Consider the following 17882-nt stretch of genomic DNA (forward strand, 5'->3'; position numbering starts at 1 on the left):
CTCCCCGGCGCGGGTGCTCCGTATGGGTGAAGTCCGGGGCCGAAATGCCCGGTCGGCTTTCGTCCCGGCCGACGGACCGGCAGGTTGTTCATCTCCTCCGCCCCCGGAAGGTCCCGATGAACCCGCACCCGCGCAACGGGGTCGGCGTCGCCGCCGTGCTCCTGACCCTGAGTTCGCTCGCCGCCGGCACGCCCGTGTCCGCCCACGAGCCGGCGCCCGGCCCCGGGCCGATCACGTTGCCCGAGCGTGGCACCCCGCAGGGTCCGCTGCCGCGGCCCAAGGCCGCCGACAACGCCGAGTTGCCGCCCTGGCCGGTGCCCGCGGACAGCGCGCGGCGCGGCGCCGACGCGGGTCTGAATCTGGACACGATGGAGGGCGCCGTACAGCACTTCCACGTGCACCTGGACATCTTCGTCGGCCTGAATCGGGTCGAGGTCGCGCCCGATATCGGCATCGATCGAAGGACCGGACTGCTGGCCGATCTGCACACGCACGACAACAGCGGCGTGTTGCACGTGGAGAGCCACGACGCGAACGCCCGCTTCGTACTGGGCCAGTTGTTCGCCATGTGGAACGTGCGCTTGGACGAGACCCACCTGGGCGCGCTCACCCCGGACGCCACGCACACCTACCGCACCTACCTGAACGGCGTGTCGATCAGCGGCGATCCGGCCCGGATCGAGCTGCGTCCGCACGATCAGATCTCGGTGATGTACCAGGACGACAAGGTCCGGATCAGGCCGCCGGCCTCGTACGACTTCCCGCCGGGCCTTTAGGGTCGCGCGCGTTCACGACAGTATGGGTGGTGAGGTACCGGACCGTCGGGACGAACAGGGGTTGCCGCCATGACCGATCTGGAAACCGCGGCCCCGGCCTTCATCGCCATGGCCCACTCGATCGTGTGGGCCTCGATCGCCACCGTGGACGGCGCGGGTCGGCCGCGGACCCGGATCCTGCACCCGTACTGGGTATGGGAGCACGGGCGGTTGACCGGTTGGGTGGCGACCGCCCCCACCGCGACCAAGCGCACCCACATCGCCCGCAATCCGTTCGTGTCGTGCAACTACTGGTCGCCCTCGCACGACACGTGCGCAGCCGAGTGTCGCGCGGATCTGCTCTTCGAGCCGGAGATCCGCGAGCGGGTGTGGAACCTGTTCCGGGACACTCCCGAGCCGCTGGGCTACGACCCCGCCGGAGCCGGGGTGCCCGGCTGGGAGCACCCGTTGTCGCCCGGCTTCGCGGTGATGCGCCTGTCGCCGTGGCGGCTGCGGATCTTCCCCGGCGCGGCGCTGCGGGGCGGCGTCGTCGAGCCGGTGCTGACCTGGCAGGAGCCGCGACCGGAGCTGACACCACAGGGTGCCGGCTGAATCCCTCCCATTAATCATGAGACATAGTTGTCTCATCTGGGCTAGAGTTGATCCATGCCCACCGACAACGAGCACGTACTGCGCGCCGCCGTCACCCTGTTGCTTCGGCGACCGGCGTCGTCCATGGACGACATCGCCCGAGCCGCCGGGATCAGCCGGGCCACGCTGCACCGGATGTTCCCGGGCCGGCCGGCGCTGATCGCCGCGCTCGGCACGGAAGCCTCGGCGCAGATCGGTCGGGCGATCGACGCCGCCGACCTGACCACCGGCGAGGACGTCCCCGCCGTGCTGCGCGGTCTGGTGGACCGGCTGATGCCGTGCGCCGAATACCTGGCGTTCCTGTACGGGGAGAGTTCGCTGGTCGGCGACCCGGGCCTGGAACAGGCCTGGAGCGTGATGGACGAGCAGGTCGCCGCCGCGGTCCGACGCGGCCAGGAGAACGGCTCGATGCGGGTGGACCTGACCGCGCAGTGGGTTTCCGAGGCGCTGTTCTCGTTCGTCGCCGCGGCCGGCTGGGCGGTCCACGAGGGCCGGCTCGCCGGCCGGGACGCGACCCGCTCGGTGGCCGAACTCCTGCTCGGCGGCGCCGCCCGCCGCCCGCCCGGCTGATCCGAGCGATCCGGCTCGGGTGCGCATCGGCCTCCGCCGCCCGCCCACGCCGCCCGCTCGGCACCGCACCCGCTCCACCGCAACTCTCCCGCCGATCCACTCGGCCGACCCGTCTCTTGGCTTGGAATCCTGATCATGGCCAGTCCCACCACCTCCTCGACCCCCGTTCATACCGGCACCGGCGGCTCCGCCAAGGGCGCGCCGGGCCGCTGGATCGCCCTGGGTGTTTTGACCCTGTCGGTACTGCTCGTGGCGATCGACGCCACCGTGCTCGGCCTGGCGATCCCCTTCCTCAGCGAGGACCTGGAACCGACCGGCACCCAGTTGTTGTGGATCGGCGACGTCTACTCGTTCGTCATCGCCGGTCTGCTGGTCACCGCCGGCACCCTGGGCGACCGGATCGGCCGCAAGAAGCTGCTGCTGTGGGGTTCGGCCGCGTTCGGCGCACTGTCCGTGCTGGCCGCCTACGCGCCCAGCGCCGAGGCACTGATCGCGGCCCGCGTCGCGATGGGTGTGGCCGGTGCGTCGTTGATGCCGTCCACGCTCGCACTGGTGCGCAACATCTTCCCGGACGCCCGCGAGCGCAGTTTCGCGATCGGCGTGTGGGGTGCGATGTCGATGGCCGGTGCCGCGTTCGGCCCGGTGGTGGGCGGCTTCTTGCTCGAACACTTCTGGTGGGGCTCGGTCTTCCTGATCAATCTGCCGGTGATGGTGGTGCTGATCGTGGTCGGCATCAAGATGTTGCCGGAGTCGCGCAACCCGAATCCGGGTCCGTGGGACATGCTCAGCGCGGCGCTGTCGCTGGTGGGCATGATCGCCACCGTCTACGCGATCAAGGAGGCCGCCTCGCACGGCCTGCTGCGCTGGGACGTGTGGGTGGCGCTGGTGATCGGTGTGGGCGCGCTGGTCTGGTTCGGCCGTAGGCAGTTGTCGCTGCCGGTGCCGCTCCTGGACATGCGGCTGTTCCGCAACCGGGCCTTCAGCGGCTCGGTACTCGCCGACCTGCTCACCGTGTTCGGCATGTCCGGGCTGATCTTCTTCCTGTCCCAGTATCTGCAACTGGTCCAGGGCCGCAGCCCGTTGCAGGCCGGCCTGGCCGAACTGCCGGCCACGGTCGGGGCGATCGTCTCGGGTCTGCTCGCGGGCATGGCCGCACGCCGGCTCACCCCGCGCGTGGTGGTGACGAGCGGCCTGACCGCGATCGGCCTCGCCCTGGGTGCGCTGACCGCGCTGTCCCGGGACACGCCGTATCCGTACCTGGGCGGGGTGTTGCTCCTGGTCGGGGTCGGCGCGGGCTTCTCGTTCACCGTCACCGCCGACCTGATCCTGGGCAGTGCGCCGAAGGAGAACGCCGGCGCGGCCTCCGCGGTCTCGGAGACCGCGTACGAGTTGGGTGCGGCGCTGGGCATCGCGCTGCTTGGTTCGGTGGTCACCGGGATCTACCGGGGGCACGTGACCATCCCCGAGGGCGTCTCCTCGGACGCGGCCTCCGGTGCGCGCGAGTCGCTCGCGGGTGCCGCGGAGGCGGCCGGGACGGTGCACGGTCCGGTGGCGGCGGACCTGACCCGGTCGGCGAACGACGCGTTCCTGGAGGGCCTGCGGATCGCGGCCGGCGCGGGCGCCGCGGTCCTGCTCACGGCGGCGATCGCGTCCTGGTTCATGTTGCGCGGCGCGCGCACGGCCGGGTCGGACGTCGAGCACTGACGGCCGAGGGGGCGGTGCCGGGATCGATCCCGGCACCGGCCCCGTCGACGCGTCGCGGCGCCCCGGGCCACGTCGTGGCGGTGCCGGTCAGAGCACCTTCGCGAAGCACAGACTGCTCTCGTAGTCCTTGTAGTACCCGAACCCGGCCATCGGCGTGTAGCCGCACGAGCGGTACAGCGCGATGGCCTCGGGCTGCTTGTCGCCGGTCTCCAGGACCAGTCGCAGTCGCCCGGCCGCCCGGGCGGAGTCCTCCAGGTGCGCGAGCATCACCCGGGACAGGCCGCGCCCGCGCGCGTGCGGCACCACGTACATGCGCTTGAGTTCGGCGTCGCCCGCCCGCAGGCTCGGATCGTCGTCCGCGGCGCCTCGGGCCCGCCAGCCGCCGCTGGCGACCGGGGCGCCGTCCTGGTAGGCCACGCAGAACAGGCCCTCCGGCGGCAGGAAGTCGGCCGGATCGACGGCCGACTCGTCGGGGTCGCCGTACCGCACCACGTATTCCTGCTGCACATCCGCGACCAACTTGCGCACGTCGGGGTGGTCGTACCCCAGAGTCTTGATCTCCACGGAAAGACGCTAGCCCGTGCGTTCGATCGGATCGGCGGCAGGTCGGCCGGAGAAGTGCTTGACCTTGTCGTCTATCGACGGTGGACTGTGCCTCCCCGGGTGACACGTGTCTCGTCACCCTGCCCGCAGGAGGATTGCCGTGCGTATCCCGCGCCACACGCTGGTCCAGTTCAGCGACGTGCACCTGGTCCCGGAGGGCGAGCTGCTGCTCGACCGGCTGGACACCACCGAACAGTTGCGGCAGGCGCTCGCGGCGGTCGAGGAGGCCGAGCTGGCACCCACCGCCCTCCTGTTCACCGGCGACCTCGCGGACACGGGCGACGTGCGCGCCTATCGACGACTGCGGGCGCTGTTGGCCGAGGCCGGACCGCGGATCGGCGCGCCGGCGCTGTACGCGATGGGCAACCACGACGATCGCGCGGCGTTTCGCGAGGGACTGCTCGGCACACCCGCGTCCACCGAACCGCACGACTTCGTGCACACGGCCGGCGAGGTACGGGTGATCATGCTGGACAGCACCACGCCCGGCAGCCATTCCGGCGATCTGACGGAAGATCAGTTGCAGTGGCTGCGCGCCGAGTTGGCCACACCGGCGGCCGGCGGCACGGTACTGGGCCTGCATCACCCGCCGATTCCCACGCCGCTCGCGTTCCTGGAACGACTCTCGCTGCGCGACCCGGCCCGGTTGGGCGCGGTGATCGCCGGGACCGACGTGCGGATCGTGCTGACCGGCCACAACCACCACGCGACCTGCGGTGTGCTGGCCGGGGTGCCGGTGTGGGCGGCGCCGGCCGTCGCCTACCGCGCCGACGTGTTCCCGCCGGCCGGCACCTACCAGGGGGTCGCGGGCGTCGGCTACACCCGGGTGGACCTGTACGAGGACTGCGCGACGGCGACCTTCGTGCCGGTCGGCCCGATCGAGCCGGTGTACGCCTACGAACGAGCGAAGGTGGACCGCTACCTCGCCGCGCACGAGGGCTGAGCACGGTTCGGCCGGTGCGGTCCGAGCGGCGCCCCGTGTCGCCGCCGAAACCCACCGGCCGAACCGTGCCGACGGGTCAGACCTGCGGGCGGTACGTGCCGAAGCTCCACAGGTTGCCCTCCGGGTCGCGCACGGTGTAGCCGCGACCGCCGTAGTCCTCGTCCTTCGGCTCGCGCACCACGGTCGCGCCCGCCGCCACCGCCCGGGCACAGTGCGCGTCCACATCGCCGTCCACGATCGCGTAGACGGCCGAGCCGCCGACCGGCCAGCGCAGTTGCTCGCCGCAGCCCTCGGGCAGGTTGGTGCCGAGCATGATCATGCTGTTGCCCATCGTCAGCTCCGCGTGCATCACCGTGTCGCCGTCACCGGGAACCACCATGACCGTGCTCATCCCGAACGCGTTCTCCAGGAAGGTGATCGCCGCCGTCGCGTCGTTGTAGCGCAGTGTCGGGATCAGGTCGGAAACCAGGGTCTTGTCGCTCATGGTGCGCTCCTTGAGGCCGGATGTCGCCGAATGCCACCGGACGCCCTCGGCTGCGGTGTGTCGCTTCCGCTTCCTGCCGGGTGGTCGATGCCAGTCTCCGGCGAGTGACCTCGCGCGGTATTGGATAAACGGGAACGACGGCACCGGCGCCGTCAGGCCAGGAGGCCGCCCCCGGCGGGCATCCGGGCGGCCAGGTAGGCACCTGGAGTGCAGCCGGCGAGCACCTTGAAGTCGCGGTTGAAATGCGCCTGGTCGTAGTAGCCCGCCTCGGTGGCGATCTGCGCCAGGCCGCGCGGCGGACCGTCGAGTTGTGCGATCGCGTGCTCGAACCGCAACAGCCGGGCCACCGTCTTGGGGGGCAGGCCGACCGTCTCGCGAAAACGCGCGCCGAGGTGGCGCCGGCTCCAACCGGTCTCCCGGGCCAGCGCGGTGATCTCGATCCGGCCCGCACTGGCCGTCATCAGCTCCCAACAGCGGACCACCTCGGGCAGCGCCACCGGACCCCGCTCGCGCCGACGCAACAGGATCTCGTCCAACTGCGCGAACCGCGCGGACCAGTCGGGAGCGGACCGCAACCGGTCGACCAGCGCGCCCACGTCCCACCCGGGCAGGTCGTCGAGGTGCACGGCCCGGTCGGCGATCTCCGCGAGCGGCAGACCCAGCAACGTGTAGGCGCCGAGCGGGGTGAGGTCGAGTTGGATGCCGGCCTGGTGACCGTCGTGCTCCACCATCGCGGGCCCGTCGTGCAGGCCGGCCACGAACGAGCCGGTGCTGCCCGGTCCGTAGCGCGCGTCGCGGGGCGACCACACCCGCACCGGGGCGAAGCCGATGATCACGGTGATCGAGCCGGTCGCCGGCTCACGGCGGCGCAGCGGTGCGAGGGTGTGCTCGTCGTAGCCGAGGTAACCCCCGATCAGCGGCGCGAGCGCGGGATGCGCGGGCCCGAACACCGTCTCCATCGACCCGAACGCGGAGGTGTGTCGGGTCACGTGCAGAGTGTCCGTGGGGACCATGCTTTCCAGTCTCACACCCCACACCGACAATGCACCGACCAAGGAGTGTCCGATGCGCATCGCGATCTCGGCCGACCGGATCAAGGGCTGTGGCGTCTACCTCGCCGACGAACTGCGCAAGCGCGGGCACGAGGTGCTGCCCTTCGGCGCCTTCGACCCCGCACACCGGCCGGAGTTCGCCGACGACTGGGCGCCGGTGAGCGCGGCCGCCGCGCGGGAGGTGACGGCGGGTCGGGCCGATCAGGCGATCGTGTGCTGCTGGACCGGTACGGGCGCCTCGATCTCGGCGAACAAGGTGGACGGGATCCGGGCGGCGCTGTGCACGGACGCGGCCACGGCGGCCGGCGCGCGGCGCTGGAACCACGCCAACGTGCTCGCGCTGAGCCTGCGGCTGACCTCGGGGCCGATGCTGGTCGAGATCCTGGACGCGTGGTTCGACACGGCCGAGAGCCAGGACATCGCCGACGTGCTCAACGTCGAGCGGGTGGCCGAGATCCGGGGCTGATTCCCCCCGGGGCCGCTGCGTCCGGGACGGCCCGATCGAGGTAGTCGGGGAGGTCGGCGAAGTGGCCGATCACCCCGATCTCTTCGGCCAGGCCGGCGGGGCGTCCGGTCGGCGCGATCAACACCGCCTGCATGCCGTACAGGTGCGGGGCGGTGGCGTCCTTGCTCGGGGTGTTCCCGACGAACATGATCTGCTCGCGCGCGACGCCGCACGCGCGCTCGACCTCGGCGTAGAAGTCCGGATGCGGTTTGCGCAGGCCGATCGTGCAGGACAGGACGACGGCGTCAAAGCATGCCTCGATGCCCGCCCGGGCCAACGTGCGCCGGCGCACCGCCTCGGGGCGCTGGGTGTCGCACGCGAGCACGCACACCAGGTCGCGGCGGGCACGGATGTGCCGCAACGCCTCGGCCGCCCGGCCGATGACCCGCGAGTCGGGGACACGTTCGAAGACCGGCCCGGCGACCGCCTCGGGGTCCGGCACGCGCGCCCCGCACCGGGCGGCGGCGTGCCGGATCTCGTCCGCGAACGAGGTGTGTTCGTCCCGGACCCGGTCGCCCGCGCGGGTGATGCAATGCACGTGGTCGAAGACGGCGGCGAACGTGTCGGGGATGTCGGTAGCGGGCATCCCGCGCAACACTTCGACCACCGTGCGGCCGTCCGGATCGGGCCCGGGAACGGCCAGGGTGTCGCCGAAGTCGAGGGCCAGGGCACGAAGGATCATGATCGTCCGGGTCCCCACAAGCCGCCGGACCTACTCCTTCGCGACCGGCGTCGGGGTGCTGCGCGGGGCCTGCGGCTCGGGGTCGGTCAGGCTCCGGGACAGGAACCAGGCGAGCGCGCACAGCGCGATCAGTGGGGTCAGCGCCACGCGCAGGGTGGTGAGTTCGGCGAGCGCGCCGATCGCGGGGGTGGCCACGCCGCCGATGCTGACGGCCAGCCCCAGGGTGACGCCGCTCGCGGTGCCGACCCGGTTGGGCAGGTAGTCCTGGCCGAGGGTGACGTGCAGCGAGAACGGGATGTAGAGGGCGATCGCGGCGGCCGCTGCGAAGACGTACAGGCCCGGCCCGGGGGCCGCCACGATGCCGGCGGTGGCCGGGACGGAGGCCGCGTACGCGCCGCGCAGGGTGCGGACCCGGCCCAGGCGCGCGGCCAGTCGGCCACCCAGCACGGTGCCGATCGCGCCGCCCGCGAAGAGGGTGAACAAGGCGATGGAGCCGGCCGTCGAGCCGCCGGCGGTGTGGTGTTCGGCGTACAGCGCGATGAAGGTGCTCAGGCCGATGAAGACGATCGAGCGGCAGACGATGACGGCGGACAGCCGGGCGAAGCCGGACCAGTCGTCCGACCGGCGCGGACCGGCGAAGGCACGGGTCGCGGCCGCGTGTCGGGCCAACCGGCGGATCACCGACGCGGTCACCAGGACCCCGGCGACCGCGGGCAACAACAGCCACGGGGTGGCGCTCAGGCCGCCCGCGGACAGGATCGGCGAGGCGACGATCGGCGCGAGCGCGAAGCCGATGTTGCCGCCGAGCGAGTACCAGCCCATCGCGACGTGGCTGCCCCGGCAGGCCACCCGGGCCAGCCGGGCCGACTCCGGGTGGTAGGCGGCGACGCCCATTCCGGACAGCGCGATGGCGAGCCAGGTGAGCGGGTACGAGTCGGCGGGCCCGGCCAGCGCGATGCCCAGGCCCGCGCCGGTCGTGCTGACCGGGATCAGCCACGGCATGGTCCAGCGGTCGGTGAGCGCGCCGAACAGCGGCTGCACGATCGAGGACAGCAGGGTGGCGGCCAACACGATGCCGGAGGCGGCGACGTAGCCGTAATGCCGTTCGGCCACCAGGAACGGGACCAGGCAGGGCACCACGCCCTGGTAGAAGTCCACGGTGGCGTGGCCGATCGCCATCATCGGGATGGCGCGGCGATCGGCGGCGGTCACCGGGGTCGACGGCTCGGCGACGCCGGAGCCTTCGCGGGCGGCGGAGTGTTCGGTGGGTACGGGATTGCTCACCTGTCGATGATCGAAGCCGGCGGCTGCGGCGGGCTTCCGATAATCTGCCGGATGATGCCGATCTCCAGCCAATCCCCCGCCCAGCCGCGAGCCGGGGCGATCACGACCACCCGGCACCTGGCCGCGGGCGGTGAGGTGACCGCGCATCGACACGACGTGCACCAGATCGTCTACGCCGGTCGCGGCGTGTTGTCGGTGGCCACCGACGCCGGGAGCTGGGTCGCGCCGCCCACGCGCGCGTTGTGGATCCCGGCGGGCACCGTGCACCGGCATCGCGCGCACGGGCGGACGGTCCTGCACGCGGTGGGCATCCCGGCCGACGCCGACCCGCCGGCCCCGGAGCGGCCCGCCGTGCTCGCGGTCGGTCCGCTGCTGCGCGAGCTGATCATCGCCTACAGCCGGCCCGAACTCGAGGGCACCGACGAGGGCTCGCGGATCCTGGCGGTGCTCCTGGACCAGCTTCGACACACCCCGCAGCAGGCGCTGCACCTGCCCGTCGGGCGGGATCCGCGGCTGGTCGCGGTGTGCGAGCTGCTGCGGGCCGATCCCGCCGATCGGCGCACACTCGCCGCGCTGGGCGTGGCGGCGGGAGCCGGCGAGCGCACGCTGACCCGGCTGTTCGCCGCCGAGCTGGGCATGACGTTTCCGCAGTGGCGCACCCAGTTGCGCCTGCACCACGCGCTGTGCCTGCTCGCCGAGGACGTACCGGTGACCGCCGTCGCGCACCGCTGCGGCTGGTCCTCGGCGAGCGCCTTCATCGACGTGTTCCGCCGCGCGTTCGGACACACCCCGGGCGCGCACCGCGCGGAGGATTGAAGACACTCCCGGGGCTCCCGGGCGCGGCGGATCAGCCGCGTACGCCCGGCAGGCCGGTGACGAAGTCGGCGAAGGCGGAGAGGTTGCGGGTCTGCATGAGCACTCGGCCCGGGCCGGTGAAGTCGAAGACCAGGCCCTCGCCGGAGGTGACCGACGCGATGGTCCGCCCGCGCGCGGCCCGGCGGGTGGTGAAGGTGATCGTGGGCGAGTACGCGACCACATGGCCGGTGTCCACCACGACCTGCTCTCCCGCCTCCAGGTCGAGCACGTCCAGCGCGCCGTAGCAGCCCATGATCACCTCGCCCTGGCCGGACGCGTGCACCAGGAAACCACCCTCGCCGCCGACCAGGTTGCGCAGGCCGCCCCAGCGGGTGTCGATCCGCACGCCGGCGGAGTTGGCCAGCCAACTGGTCCGAGTCAGCAGGAACTCGGGCACCTCGGGGGTCAGCGTGACATTGGCGATGTCGCCGGGCAGCGCGGTGGCCACGTCGACCCAGCCGCCCTGGGCGGGTGCGGTGAACGTGGTCTGAAAGAACGACTCGCCGCCGAGCACACTGCGCTTGAGCCCGCGGATGATGCCGCCCTCGACCTTGGCGGAGATGTCCACGCCCGCGCTGTGCGCCATCATCGCACCGGATTCGGCCCGCATCGCCTCGCCCGGATCGAGCCGGCAGCGGGCGGCGGCGAACGCGGGACCGTGTCTGACTTCGACTCTCATCCCGTGAACGTGACACGGGCCGGGACCGCGCACCGACCGAAACGGCCCGACCGGGCGACTCGCGTCACCCGATCGGGTCGGCGCCCGCGACCGCCGGCTCACCGGGCCGGCGGGATGCCCTTGATCATCGCGAAGCGGGCGCCGAAGGGGTCGGCCAGCATCGCGATCCGGCCGACGTCCGGGATGTCGTAGGGCGCCATCAGCTCGGTCCCGCCGAGCTCGATCGCCCGGGCGAACGACGCGTCGCAGTCGTCGACGCCGAGGTAGATCTGCCACTGCGGGGCGGTCTGTCCGGGGTCGACCTCCATCACGCCGCCCTGCATGGCGTCCACGTTCTCGCCCGGGTAGGCGAGGCTGTAGACGCCGGCGGGCGAGGGGAAGTCCTGGTAGTTCCAGCCGAACACCGAGTGGTAGAAGCCGGTGGCCGCGACCCGGTCCGGGGTGTACAGCTCGGTCCAACACAGCGCGCCGACGTCCTGGACCAACTCCAGGCCCTTGTTCGTGCCCTGCTGCCACACCATGAAGCCCACGCCGGTGGAATCGGCGTACCCGGCCATCCTTCCCATGTCCATGACGTCCATCGGCGGGAGCAGCACCCGGCCGCCGGCCTGCTCGACCGCCTTGGTGGTGGCGTCGGCGTTCGGGGTGCGGAAGTAGACGGACCACGCGGGGGCCGCGCTCACGTCCATCAGCGGGGCGAGCGCGGCGACGCTCTTGCCGCCCTTGCGCAGGATCGCGTAGCCGCCGGTCTCCGGGCCGGTGATCTCCAGGTCCCATCCGAACAGGTCGCCGTAGAACGCGCCGGCCGCCGGAATGTCGGGCACCCCGAGGTCGATCCAGATCGGGGCGCCGGGGGCAAAATCGGTCGTGAGCATGACTGGTCACTCTCCAGTGGGTCGATCGCCGTACGGATCGCGATATCGCCTGTGTAGAGGTGGACCGGGGCGGCCCGAAGAACTCATCGCTTCGGACCGGGGCGTCCGGCACCGATCACACGCGGCTCTACCGAATGCCCCGTCCGTCGGGATCGCTACCGTCGGCGACATGCCAGACCCGCGACCGCGTGCCACCGTGTGGCTCGCGACCCGCTCACGGCGGCCCGCGCTCACGTCGTCGGCGCCGCCGTGGGTGTGCCCGCGGGTGCCGCCGGGGCCGAGGGCAGCAGGGCCTCGCAGGTCTTCAGCGCCTCGGCGACCTTGGGGTCGGACCGGTCCAGTGCGGCGGCCCCACCGGCCGGCAGCTCGACCCGATGGTCCTTGAGGCAACCCGCGAACGCCTCGGCGGCCGAGTTGCCGGCGCGCCGGGGGCCGGCCGTACCGCCGCCCGGCCCCCGCGAGGGGCGCAGCTTCGCGCACGCCTCCTCGGCCTTGCGATACGCCGGATCCGTCGAGCGCGGGTCGGGCCGAGCGCTCGGGAACCCGGTGGGCCGTTCACCGGCCGGTCGGCTCGGGCGGGCCGACGGGCGACCGGACGGGCGGCTGGTCGGGCGACCCGCGCCCGGGGGACGGTTGCCGCCGTCCGGTCGACCCGTCGGTACCTCGACCCCGTTCGCACGCAGGCAGTCGGTGTACGCCTTGCCGGCGTCCCCACCACCGCTTGCCGCGCTCGACGGGGCCGAGGCACTCGTGCTCTCGTTGCCGCTCCCCCCACATCCGGCCAGCAACAGCACGAGTGCCGAGGCGGTCACCGGCAGCAGCGTCGTGGTCCACGCCGGTCGACCCGGGTACCTCGTCATGACGTCCTTCCCACGAGCCTCGGGGTCGGCGCCGGACGGCGCACCGCCCATCCCCCCGGACTCAAGCACGGCGGGGTGATCGCCGCCCGCGCGTCGCCTGGGAGTTCCCTGGGAGCCCCACCCCGGATCGGGGCCGGACCGGCCGGGCCGGCGCGCGATTTGGCGTGATCGGGCGCGATTTCGATGGTTCTGCACGCCTGTCGCGACCTCTGTGCCGAGCTCATGCTCCCAGTCGACTCCCAGGCGCCGGACAGTCTTCGGGGACGTGCCCGGACCAGGCTGTGCGGCCATGAGGCGTGTACGACTCCGACGGAAGTCGGTCCTGATCAACCTGGCCCTGGCCACCGCGATGGTGACCGGCGCCGGCTTCGCCTACGCGGCCGTGGACGACGGTGGTGGATCCTCCGGTACGACCAGGACGCGCACCGGCACGGTGACCAGGGGCACCGTGCTGGCCACGGTTTCCGCGGCGGGGTCGTTGACCTCGCCCTCGGATGTGGGCGTCGGCTTCACCGCCGCCGGCCGGGTCACCACCGTCGCGGTCAAGGTCGGCGACACCGTCACCGCCGGCCAGGTCCTCGCGCAGGTCGACCCGACCCAGGCGCGGGAGGCGCTGGAGGCGGCGAAGGCGGCCGTCACGGTGGCCCAGGCGAATCTGACCAAGGCCCGAGCGGGCACCCCGGTCCAGCAGAACGGCGGCGGCGGCAACGGCAGTGGCGGTGGCAATCAGGGCACGGACGCCCAGAACACGGTCCTGCGCGGCTCGACCGGCGGCGCCGCCCCGAGCCGAGGCACCGACGCTGTGCCCACCGCCACGTCCACGCCGGCGCCGCCCCGGACCACATCGCCCCCCGTCACCCAGCCGCACCCGACCATCACCGTCACCGTCACCAAGACCCCGCCGGCCACCCCGTCGCCGAGCACGACGGTCGACGCGGCGGCGGTGAGCCAGGCCGAGTCGGCCCTGATCGCGGCGAACAACAAGGTCGCCGACGCCCAACGCGCCCTGGACGGCTGCGTGCTCAAGGCGCCGTCGGCCGGCATCGTGGCAGCGGTCTCCGGCAAGGTCGGCGACACCGTCTCCGCGACGGGTTCCGCGAGCGGATCGAGCGGGTCGGGCGCATCCGGTGGGTCCGGCGGCCAGGGCGGCTCGTCCACCTCGTCCTCGAGCACCGCCGTGACCGGCTTCGTGGTGATCGCCAACCCGACCGGCATGGAGACCCGGGTGTCCTTCCCGGAGGCCGACGCCGCCAAGGTCAAGGCCGGTCAACCGGCCACCGTGACGCTCAACGTGAATTCCGCGATCCGGCTGAACGCCAAGGTGGTCAGCGTGAATCCGCTGCCGGACAGCGGCGCGACGTCGGGTTCGGTCAAGTACGGCGCGACGATCGCGCTGGAGGGTGACGTGTCCGCGCTGCGCACCGGACAGACCGCGAACATCTCGGTGGTCGTCGCGGCGGCCGACAACACGTTGCAGGTGCCCTCCGCGGCGGTCACCGGCACCGGTGCCACCGCCTCGGTACGGGTCCTGGTCGACGGGGTCGAGCAGCGCCGCACGGTGACCGCAGGCGTGGTCGGCGACCAGAGCACCCAGATCGTCTCCGGCCTGGCCGAGGGCGACCGGATCGTGATCGGCACCGTCGCCGCGACCGGCACCACCGGCTCCACGTCGGGGCGTTCCGGCCAGTCCGGCCGAGGCGGCACGGCCGGCGGCGGCCTGCCCGCGCCCGGTATCGGCAACTTCCCCGGCGGCGGCACCGGTGGCGGCGCGGCCGGCGGCGGCAACCCGCGCGGCGGCTCGCGATGACCGGGCCACAGCCGCCCCGCCCCGCGCCGGTGATCGACGTACGCGCGGCGACCAAGTCGTACGGCCGCGGCGCCGCCTCGGTGCACGCGCTGCGCGGCGTCGACCTGACCATCGAGAGCGGCGAATACGCCGCCATCATGGGCAGTTCGGGCTCCGGCAAATCCACCCTGATGAACCTGCTCGGCTGCCTGGACGTGCCCACCTCGGGCCGCTACCTGCTGGACGGTCTCGACGTCGGCCGACTGGACGAGCGGCAACTCGCGCTGGTCCGCAACCGCCGGATCGGCTTCGTCTTCCAGTCCTTCAACCTGATCCCGCGCACCAGCGCGCTCGCCCAGGTCGAACTGCCGCTCTCCTACGCCGGCGTGCGCGCCCGCGAGCGTCGGCGCCGCGCACTGGCCGCGCTGGAACTGGTCGGCCTGGCCGACCGCACCGACCACGCGCCCAACGAACTCTCCGGCGGCCAACAACAACGCGTCGCGCTGGCCCGGGCGTTGGTCACCGCACCGGCGCTGCTGCTGGCCGACGAGCCGACCGGCAACCTGGACAGCCACAGCACCGCGGACGTGCTCGGCATCCTGGACCGGCTGCACGACGCCGGACGCACGATCGTGATCATCACCCACGAGGACGAGGTGGCCGCGCGCGCCGAGCGGGTGCTGCGCCTGGTCGACGGCCTGGTGGTCGGCGACCACCGCCGCGCCCGGACACCGGCGTCGACGTCGGCATCCGGCGCGCCGCCGCGACCCGTTCCGCTCGACGAGGGGGCCCGCCGGTGAACCCCGTCGAGGTACTGCGCTTCGCCGTCCTGGGCCTGGCCGCCAACAAGGTCCGCACCGCGCTGACCATGCTCGGCGTACTGATCGGCGTCGGCGCGGTGATCCTGCTGGTCGCCGTCGGCAACGGCTCGTCCAAGTCCGTCCAGGAATCGATCCAACGCCTGGGCACCAACCTGCTGACCGTCTCGCACACCGCGGGCGGCGGGCGGTTCGGCGCGGCCGGGCAGGGCGGCGCGCTCAAGGACCTCACCCCGGACGACGCCCAGGCGCTCGTCGACAAGACCTCGGCCCCGCACGTGCGGTCGGCCGCGCCGGTGCAGACCACGTCGCAGAGCATCACCTACGCCGGCCAGTCGGTGACCGTGTCCCAGATCGTCGGCACCACACCCGACTGGTTCGACACGACCAACCACGACCTCGCCCGGGGCAGCCTGTTCGGCGCCGAGGACGTGACCGCCCGCCGCAAGGTCGCCGTGTTGGGCAGCACCACGGTGGAGAACGTGTTCGGCACCGAGGACGCGATCGACAAGGAGATCCTGATCGGCGGCATCCCGTTTCGGGTCGCCGGCATCCTGCGGACCAAGGGCGGCAACGGCGCGGCGGACTCCGACGACACCATCGTGATGCCGGTGACCACGATGCGCGACAGCCTGACCGGCTACGGCTCGTTGTCCTCGATCGCGATCCGAGCCACCTCCGCCGCCGACACCGTGCTCGCCCAGGACGAGGTCACCTCGATCCTGAACAACCGGCACCGGATCACCGGTTCCGCGCAGAGCGACTTCCGGATCACCAATCAGCAGTCGCTGCTGAGCGCGAACGACGAGGCCGACAAGACCTTCACCGTGCTGCTCGCCGCGGTCGCGGCGATCTCGCTGCTGGTCGGTGGGATCGGGATCACCAACATCATGCTGGTGACCGTCGCCGAACGCACCCGCGAGATCGGTATCCGCAAGGCGATCGGTGCCCCACGCGGCGCGATCCTGGGCCAGTTCCTCGCCGAGTCGACCCTGCTGTCCGTGCTCGGCGGCGGACTGGGCGTGGCCGCCGGGCTGTTCGCGGCGCGCTTCGAGGTGGTCGGGATCAAACCGGTCGTGGTGCCGAGTTCGGTGCTCGGTTCGTTCGCCGTATCGGTGGCGATCGGCCTGTTCTTCGGCGGCTACCCGGCCGCGCGCGCCGCCGCACTGCGACCGATCGAGGCGCTCCGGCACGAATAGCCGTACCTGCGGCCCGAACGCTCCCCGCCGTATTCGCGGGCCGAACGATCCCCCGCCGTTCCCGTGTCCTTTGGAGGAGACCCGCGACCATGACGCCCCAGCAGCACGCCGGCCGGCCCGACACCCGGCCGCCACACACCACCCCCGACGCGCCGCGGCCCGATTCCGGGCCTGCCGAGGCCGGTTCCGCCGATCCCGCGGCCGAGACCGGGTTCGTCGCCGGCTTCCGAACCGAGGCGGAAGTCGGCGACGACGCCCATCGCGACGAGTCGCCGGAGGAGATCCTGGGCCGACCGCCGGCCGCGCGCGACGTCGCCGCCGAACTCGCCGCCCCACCCCGGCGCAGGCTGCCCATGCTCACCCTGGCCCTGGGCGCGGGCGTGTTCGCCTCGATCGGCTTCCTGGCCGGCGTCGAGGTGCAGAAGAACCATGCCGGCGGCACGACCCGGGCCGCCGGCCCCGCCGCCGGCGCCGCATCGGGTGCGAACCCATACGGCGCCCGCGCGGCGGGAGCCGGCGCGACCACGGCCGGCGGCCAACCCGGCACCGCCCGCACCGGCGCCGCCGCGGACCTCACCACCGGCACCGTGAAGGTTGTGGACGACTCTTTCATCTACGTCTCAGATTCAGCCGGCAACATCGTCAAGGTGAAAACCGACGCCGGTACCAAGATTCAGGTCGTCCGCGACGGCAGGACCGTCGACCTCAAGCCCGGCGACGCCGTCGTGGTGCGCGGTGCCACCGGCGCCGACGGCTCGGTGACCGCCACCTCGGTCACCGAGGGCACCGGCGCGGTCGCGCGTCCCGGGGCCGCCGGCACCGGCGGAGCGGGCTGAGGTGGCCACACCCGTCGAGGTCGGCGCCCGGGCCCGCCTGCTGGTCGTCGACGACGAGCCCAACATCCGCGAACTCCTGTCCGCCAGCCTGCGCTTCGCCGGATTCGAGGTCGACTCGGCGGCGGACGGCACGGACGCGTTGGCGGCGGTGGCGCGTTGCCGGCCGAATCTGGTCGTGCTCGACGTGATGCTGCCGGACCTGGACGGCTTCGAGGTGGTGCGCCGGCTGCGCGCCGACGGAACCCACCTGCCGGTGCTGTTCCTGACCGCGAAGGACACCACCAAGGACAAGATCACCGGATTGACCCTGGGTGGGGACGACTACGTCACCAAGCCGTTCAGCCTGGAGGAGTTGATCGCCCGGATCCAGGCGGTGCTGCGCCGGGTGGACGGCGGCGCCGGCGTGCCGACGCCCTCGAACCGGATCGTGATCGCCGACCTCGAACTCGACCCGGACGGCCACGAGGTGCTGCGCGGCGGCCGACCGGTACTGCTCTCGCCCACCGAGTTCAAGCTGCTGCGCTACCTGATGCTCAACACCGGCCGGGTGGTGTCCAAGACCCAGATCCTGGACCACGTCTGGCAGTACGACTTCGGCGGCGACCTGAGCATCGTCGAGTCCTACATCAGCTACCTGCGGCGCAAGGTCGAACTCGACGTCGGCGGGGTCAAGTTGATCCACACCGTGCGCGGCGTCGGCTACGTGCTGCGCCGCCCGCAACCGACGGCCTGACGGCGCCG

Annotated in this window: 20 protein-coding genes; 12 read left to right on the forward strand and 8 right to left on the reverse strand. The window is 72.5% G+C overall.

Annotated features, from left to right (window positions below; translation table 11 throughout):
* The first annotated feature begins 116 nt into the window (after window positions 1-116).
* The 4 genes from ACH4U8_RS19350 to ACH4U8_RS19365 all read left to right on the forward strand — a co-directional run bounded on the left by ACH4U8_RS19350 (window position 117) and on the right by ACH4U8_RS19365 (window position 3680).
* Entirely contained in the window at window positions 117-776 is a 660-nt protein-coding gene (locus tag ACH4U8_RS19350) for a hypothetical protein (RefSeq protein ID WP_395778936.1), read from the forward strand.
* A 69-nt stretch (window positions 777-845) separates the two neighbouring features.
* Window positions 846-1367, forward strand: coding sequence for a pyridoxamine 5'-phosphate oxidase family protein (locus tag ACH4U8_RS19355; RefSeq protein WP_395778938.1), 522 nt, complete (start codon window positions 846-848; stop codon window positions 1365-1367).
* A 54-nt stretch (window positions 1368-1421) separates the two neighbouring features.
* A complete protein-coding gene (locus ACH4U8_RS19360) occupies window positions 1422-1976 on the forward strand; it encodes a TetR/AcrR family transcriptional regulator (protein WP_395778940.1) in 555 nt (184 codons plus the stop codon).
* A gap of 135 nt (window positions 1977-2111) precedes the next feature.
* Entirely contained in the window at window positions 2112-3680 is a 1569-nt protein-coding gene (locus tag ACH4U8_RS19365; RefSeq protein ID WP_395778942.1) for an MFS transporter, read from the forward strand.
* An 87-nt stretch (window positions 3681-3767) separates the two neighbouring features.
* Here the strand turns inward: ACH4U8_RS19365 and ACH4U8_RS19370 are convergent, their stop codons facing one another.
* A complete protein-coding gene (locus tag ACH4U8_RS19370; protein ID WP_395778944.1) occupies window positions 3768-4244 on the reverse strand; it encodes a GNAT family N-acetyltransferase in 477 nt (158 codons plus the stop codon).
* Between the two features lie 139 nt (window positions 4245-4383).
* Here ACH4U8_RS19370 and ACH4U8_RS19375 point away from each other — a divergent pair, with 139 nt between their 5' ends.
* On the forward strand, window positions 4384-5226 hold the full coding sequence (locus ACH4U8_RS19375) for a metallophosphoesterase (RefSeq protein ID WP_395778946.1): 843 nt from the start codon (window positions 4384-4386) through the stop codon (window positions 5224-5226).
* A 76-nt stretch (window positions 5227-5302) separates the two neighbouring features.
* Here the strand turns inward: ACH4U8_RS19375 and ACH4U8_RS19380 are convergent, their stop codons facing one another.
* Both ACH4U8_RS19380 and ACH4U8_RS19385 read right to left on the reverse strand, forming a co-directional pair.
* The gene (locus ACH4U8_RS19380; protein WP_395778948.1) at window positions 5303-5710 is read right to left on the reverse strand and encodes a VOC family protein; all 408 of its coding nucleotides are present in this window, start codon (window positions 5708-5710) and stop codon (window positions 5303-5305) included.
* A 152-nt stretch (window positions 5711-5862) separates the two neighbouring features.
* Window positions 5863-6723, reverse strand: a complete 861-nt coding sequence (locus tag ACH4U8_RS19385) for a helix-turn-helix domain-containing protein (protein WP_395778950.1) — start codon at window positions 6721-6723, stop codon at window positions 5863-5865.
* Window positions 6724-6775: 52 nt separating this feature from the next.
* Here ACH4U8_RS19385 and ACH4U8_RS19390 point away from each other — a divergent pair, with 52 nt between their 5' ends.
* Window positions 6776-7228: an RpiB/LacA/LacB family sugar-phosphate isomerase gene (locus ACH4U8_RS19390; protein ID WP_360305985.1), complete on the forward strand. Its 453-nt coding sequence runs from the start codon at window positions 6776-6778 to the stop codon at window positions 7226-7228.
* On the opposite strand, the gene ACH4U8_RS19395 is transcribed toward ACH4U8_RS19390, so the two are convergent.
* Window positions 7194-7949: an HAD family hydrolase gene (locus ACH4U8_RS19395; protein ID WP_395778952.1), complete on the reverse strand. Its 756-nt coding sequence runs from the start codon at window positions 7947-7949 to the stop codon at window positions 7194-7196. The genes ACH4U8_RS19390 and ACH4U8_RS19395 overlap by 35 nt on opposite strands.
* A 30-nt stretch (window positions 7950-7979) precedes the next feature.
* Window positions 7980-9131 (reverse strand): MFS transporter, encoded by a 1152-nt coding sequence (locus ACH4U8_RS19400; RefSeq protein WP_360306443.1) that lies wholly within the window; start codon window positions 9129-9131, stop codon window positions 7980-7982.
* Between the two features lie 156 nt (window positions 9132-9287).
* Here ACH4U8_RS19400 and ACH4U8_RS19405 point away from each other — a divergent pair, with 156 nt between their 5' ends.
* A complete protein-coding gene (locus ACH4U8_RS19405; protein ID WP_395779520.1) occupies window positions 9288-10049 on the forward strand; it encodes an AraC family transcriptional regulator in 762 nt (253 codons plus the stop codon).
* Between the two features lie 31 nt (window positions 10050-10080).
* Here ACH4U8_RS19405 and ACH4U8_RS19410 read toward each other — a convergent pair whose 3' ends face one another.
* The 3 genes from ACH4U8_RS19410 to ACH4U8_RS19420 form a co-directional block, all read right to left on the reverse strand.
* A complete protein-coding gene (locus ACH4U8_RS19410; protein WP_360305991.1) occupies window positions 10081-10767 on the reverse strand; it encodes a TIGR00266 family protein in 687 nt (228 codons plus the stop codon).
* Between the two features lie 98 nt (window positions 10768-10865).
* Window positions 10866-11642, reverse strand: coding sequence for a VOC family protein (locus ACH4U8_RS19415; protein ID WP_395778954.1), 777 nt, complete (start codon window positions 11640-11642; stop codon window positions 10866-10868).
* 230 nt (window positions 11643-11872) lie between these two features.
* Window positions 11873-12502, reverse strand: a complete 630-nt coding sequence (locus ACH4U8_RS19420) for a hypothetical protein (RefSeq protein ID WP_360305995.1) — start codon at window positions 12500-12502, stop codon at window positions 11873-11875.
* A gap of 289 nt (window positions 12503-12791) precedes the next feature.
* Here ACH4U8_RS19420 and ACH4U8_RS19425 point away from each other — a divergent pair, with 289 nt between their 5' ends.
* From ACH4U8_RS19425 to ACH4U8_RS19445, 5 genes are all read left to right on the forward strand, one after another.
* Window positions 12792-14309, forward strand: a complete 1518-nt coding sequence (locus tag ACH4U8_RS19425; RefSeq protein ID WP_395778956.1) for an efflux RND transporter periplasmic adaptor subunit — start codon at window positions 12792-12794, stop codon at window positions 14307-14309.
* Window positions 14306-15088: an ABC transporter ATP-binding protein gene (locus ACH4U8_RS19430; RefSeq protein WP_395778958.1), complete on the forward strand. Its 783-nt coding sequence runs from the start codon at window positions 14306-14308 to the stop codon at window positions 15086-15088. The genes ACH4U8_RS19425 and ACH4U8_RS19430 overlap by 4 nt, the downstream gene beginning before the upstream one ends.
* Window positions 15085-16305 (forward strand): ABC transporter permease, encoded by a 1221-nt coding sequence (locus ACH4U8_RS19435; protein ID WP_395778960.1) that lies wholly within the window; start codon window positions 15085-15087, stop codon window positions 16303-16305. The genes ACH4U8_RS19430 and ACH4U8_RS19435 overlap by 4 nt, the downstream gene beginning before the upstream one ends.
* Before the next feature lie 89 nt (window positions 16306-16394).
* Window positions 16395-17141 (forward strand): hypothetical protein, encoded by a 747-nt coding sequence (locus ACH4U8_RS19440; RefSeq protein ID WP_395778962.1) that lies wholly within the window; start codon window positions 16395-16397, stop codon window positions 17139-17141.
* 1 nt (window position 17142) lies between these two features.
* Window positions 17143-17874, forward strand: a complete 732-nt coding sequence (locus ACH4U8_RS19445) for a response regulator transcription factor (RefSeq protein WP_395778964.1) — start codon at window positions 17143-17145, stop codon at window positions 17872-17874.
* Window positions 17875-17882: the final 8 nt, after the last annotated feature.

It is taken from the genome of Embleya sp. NPDC020886, from assembly GCF_044333915.1.
Taxonomy (GTDB): Bacteria; Actinomycetota; Actinomycetes; order Streptomycetales; family Streptomycetaceae; genus Embleya.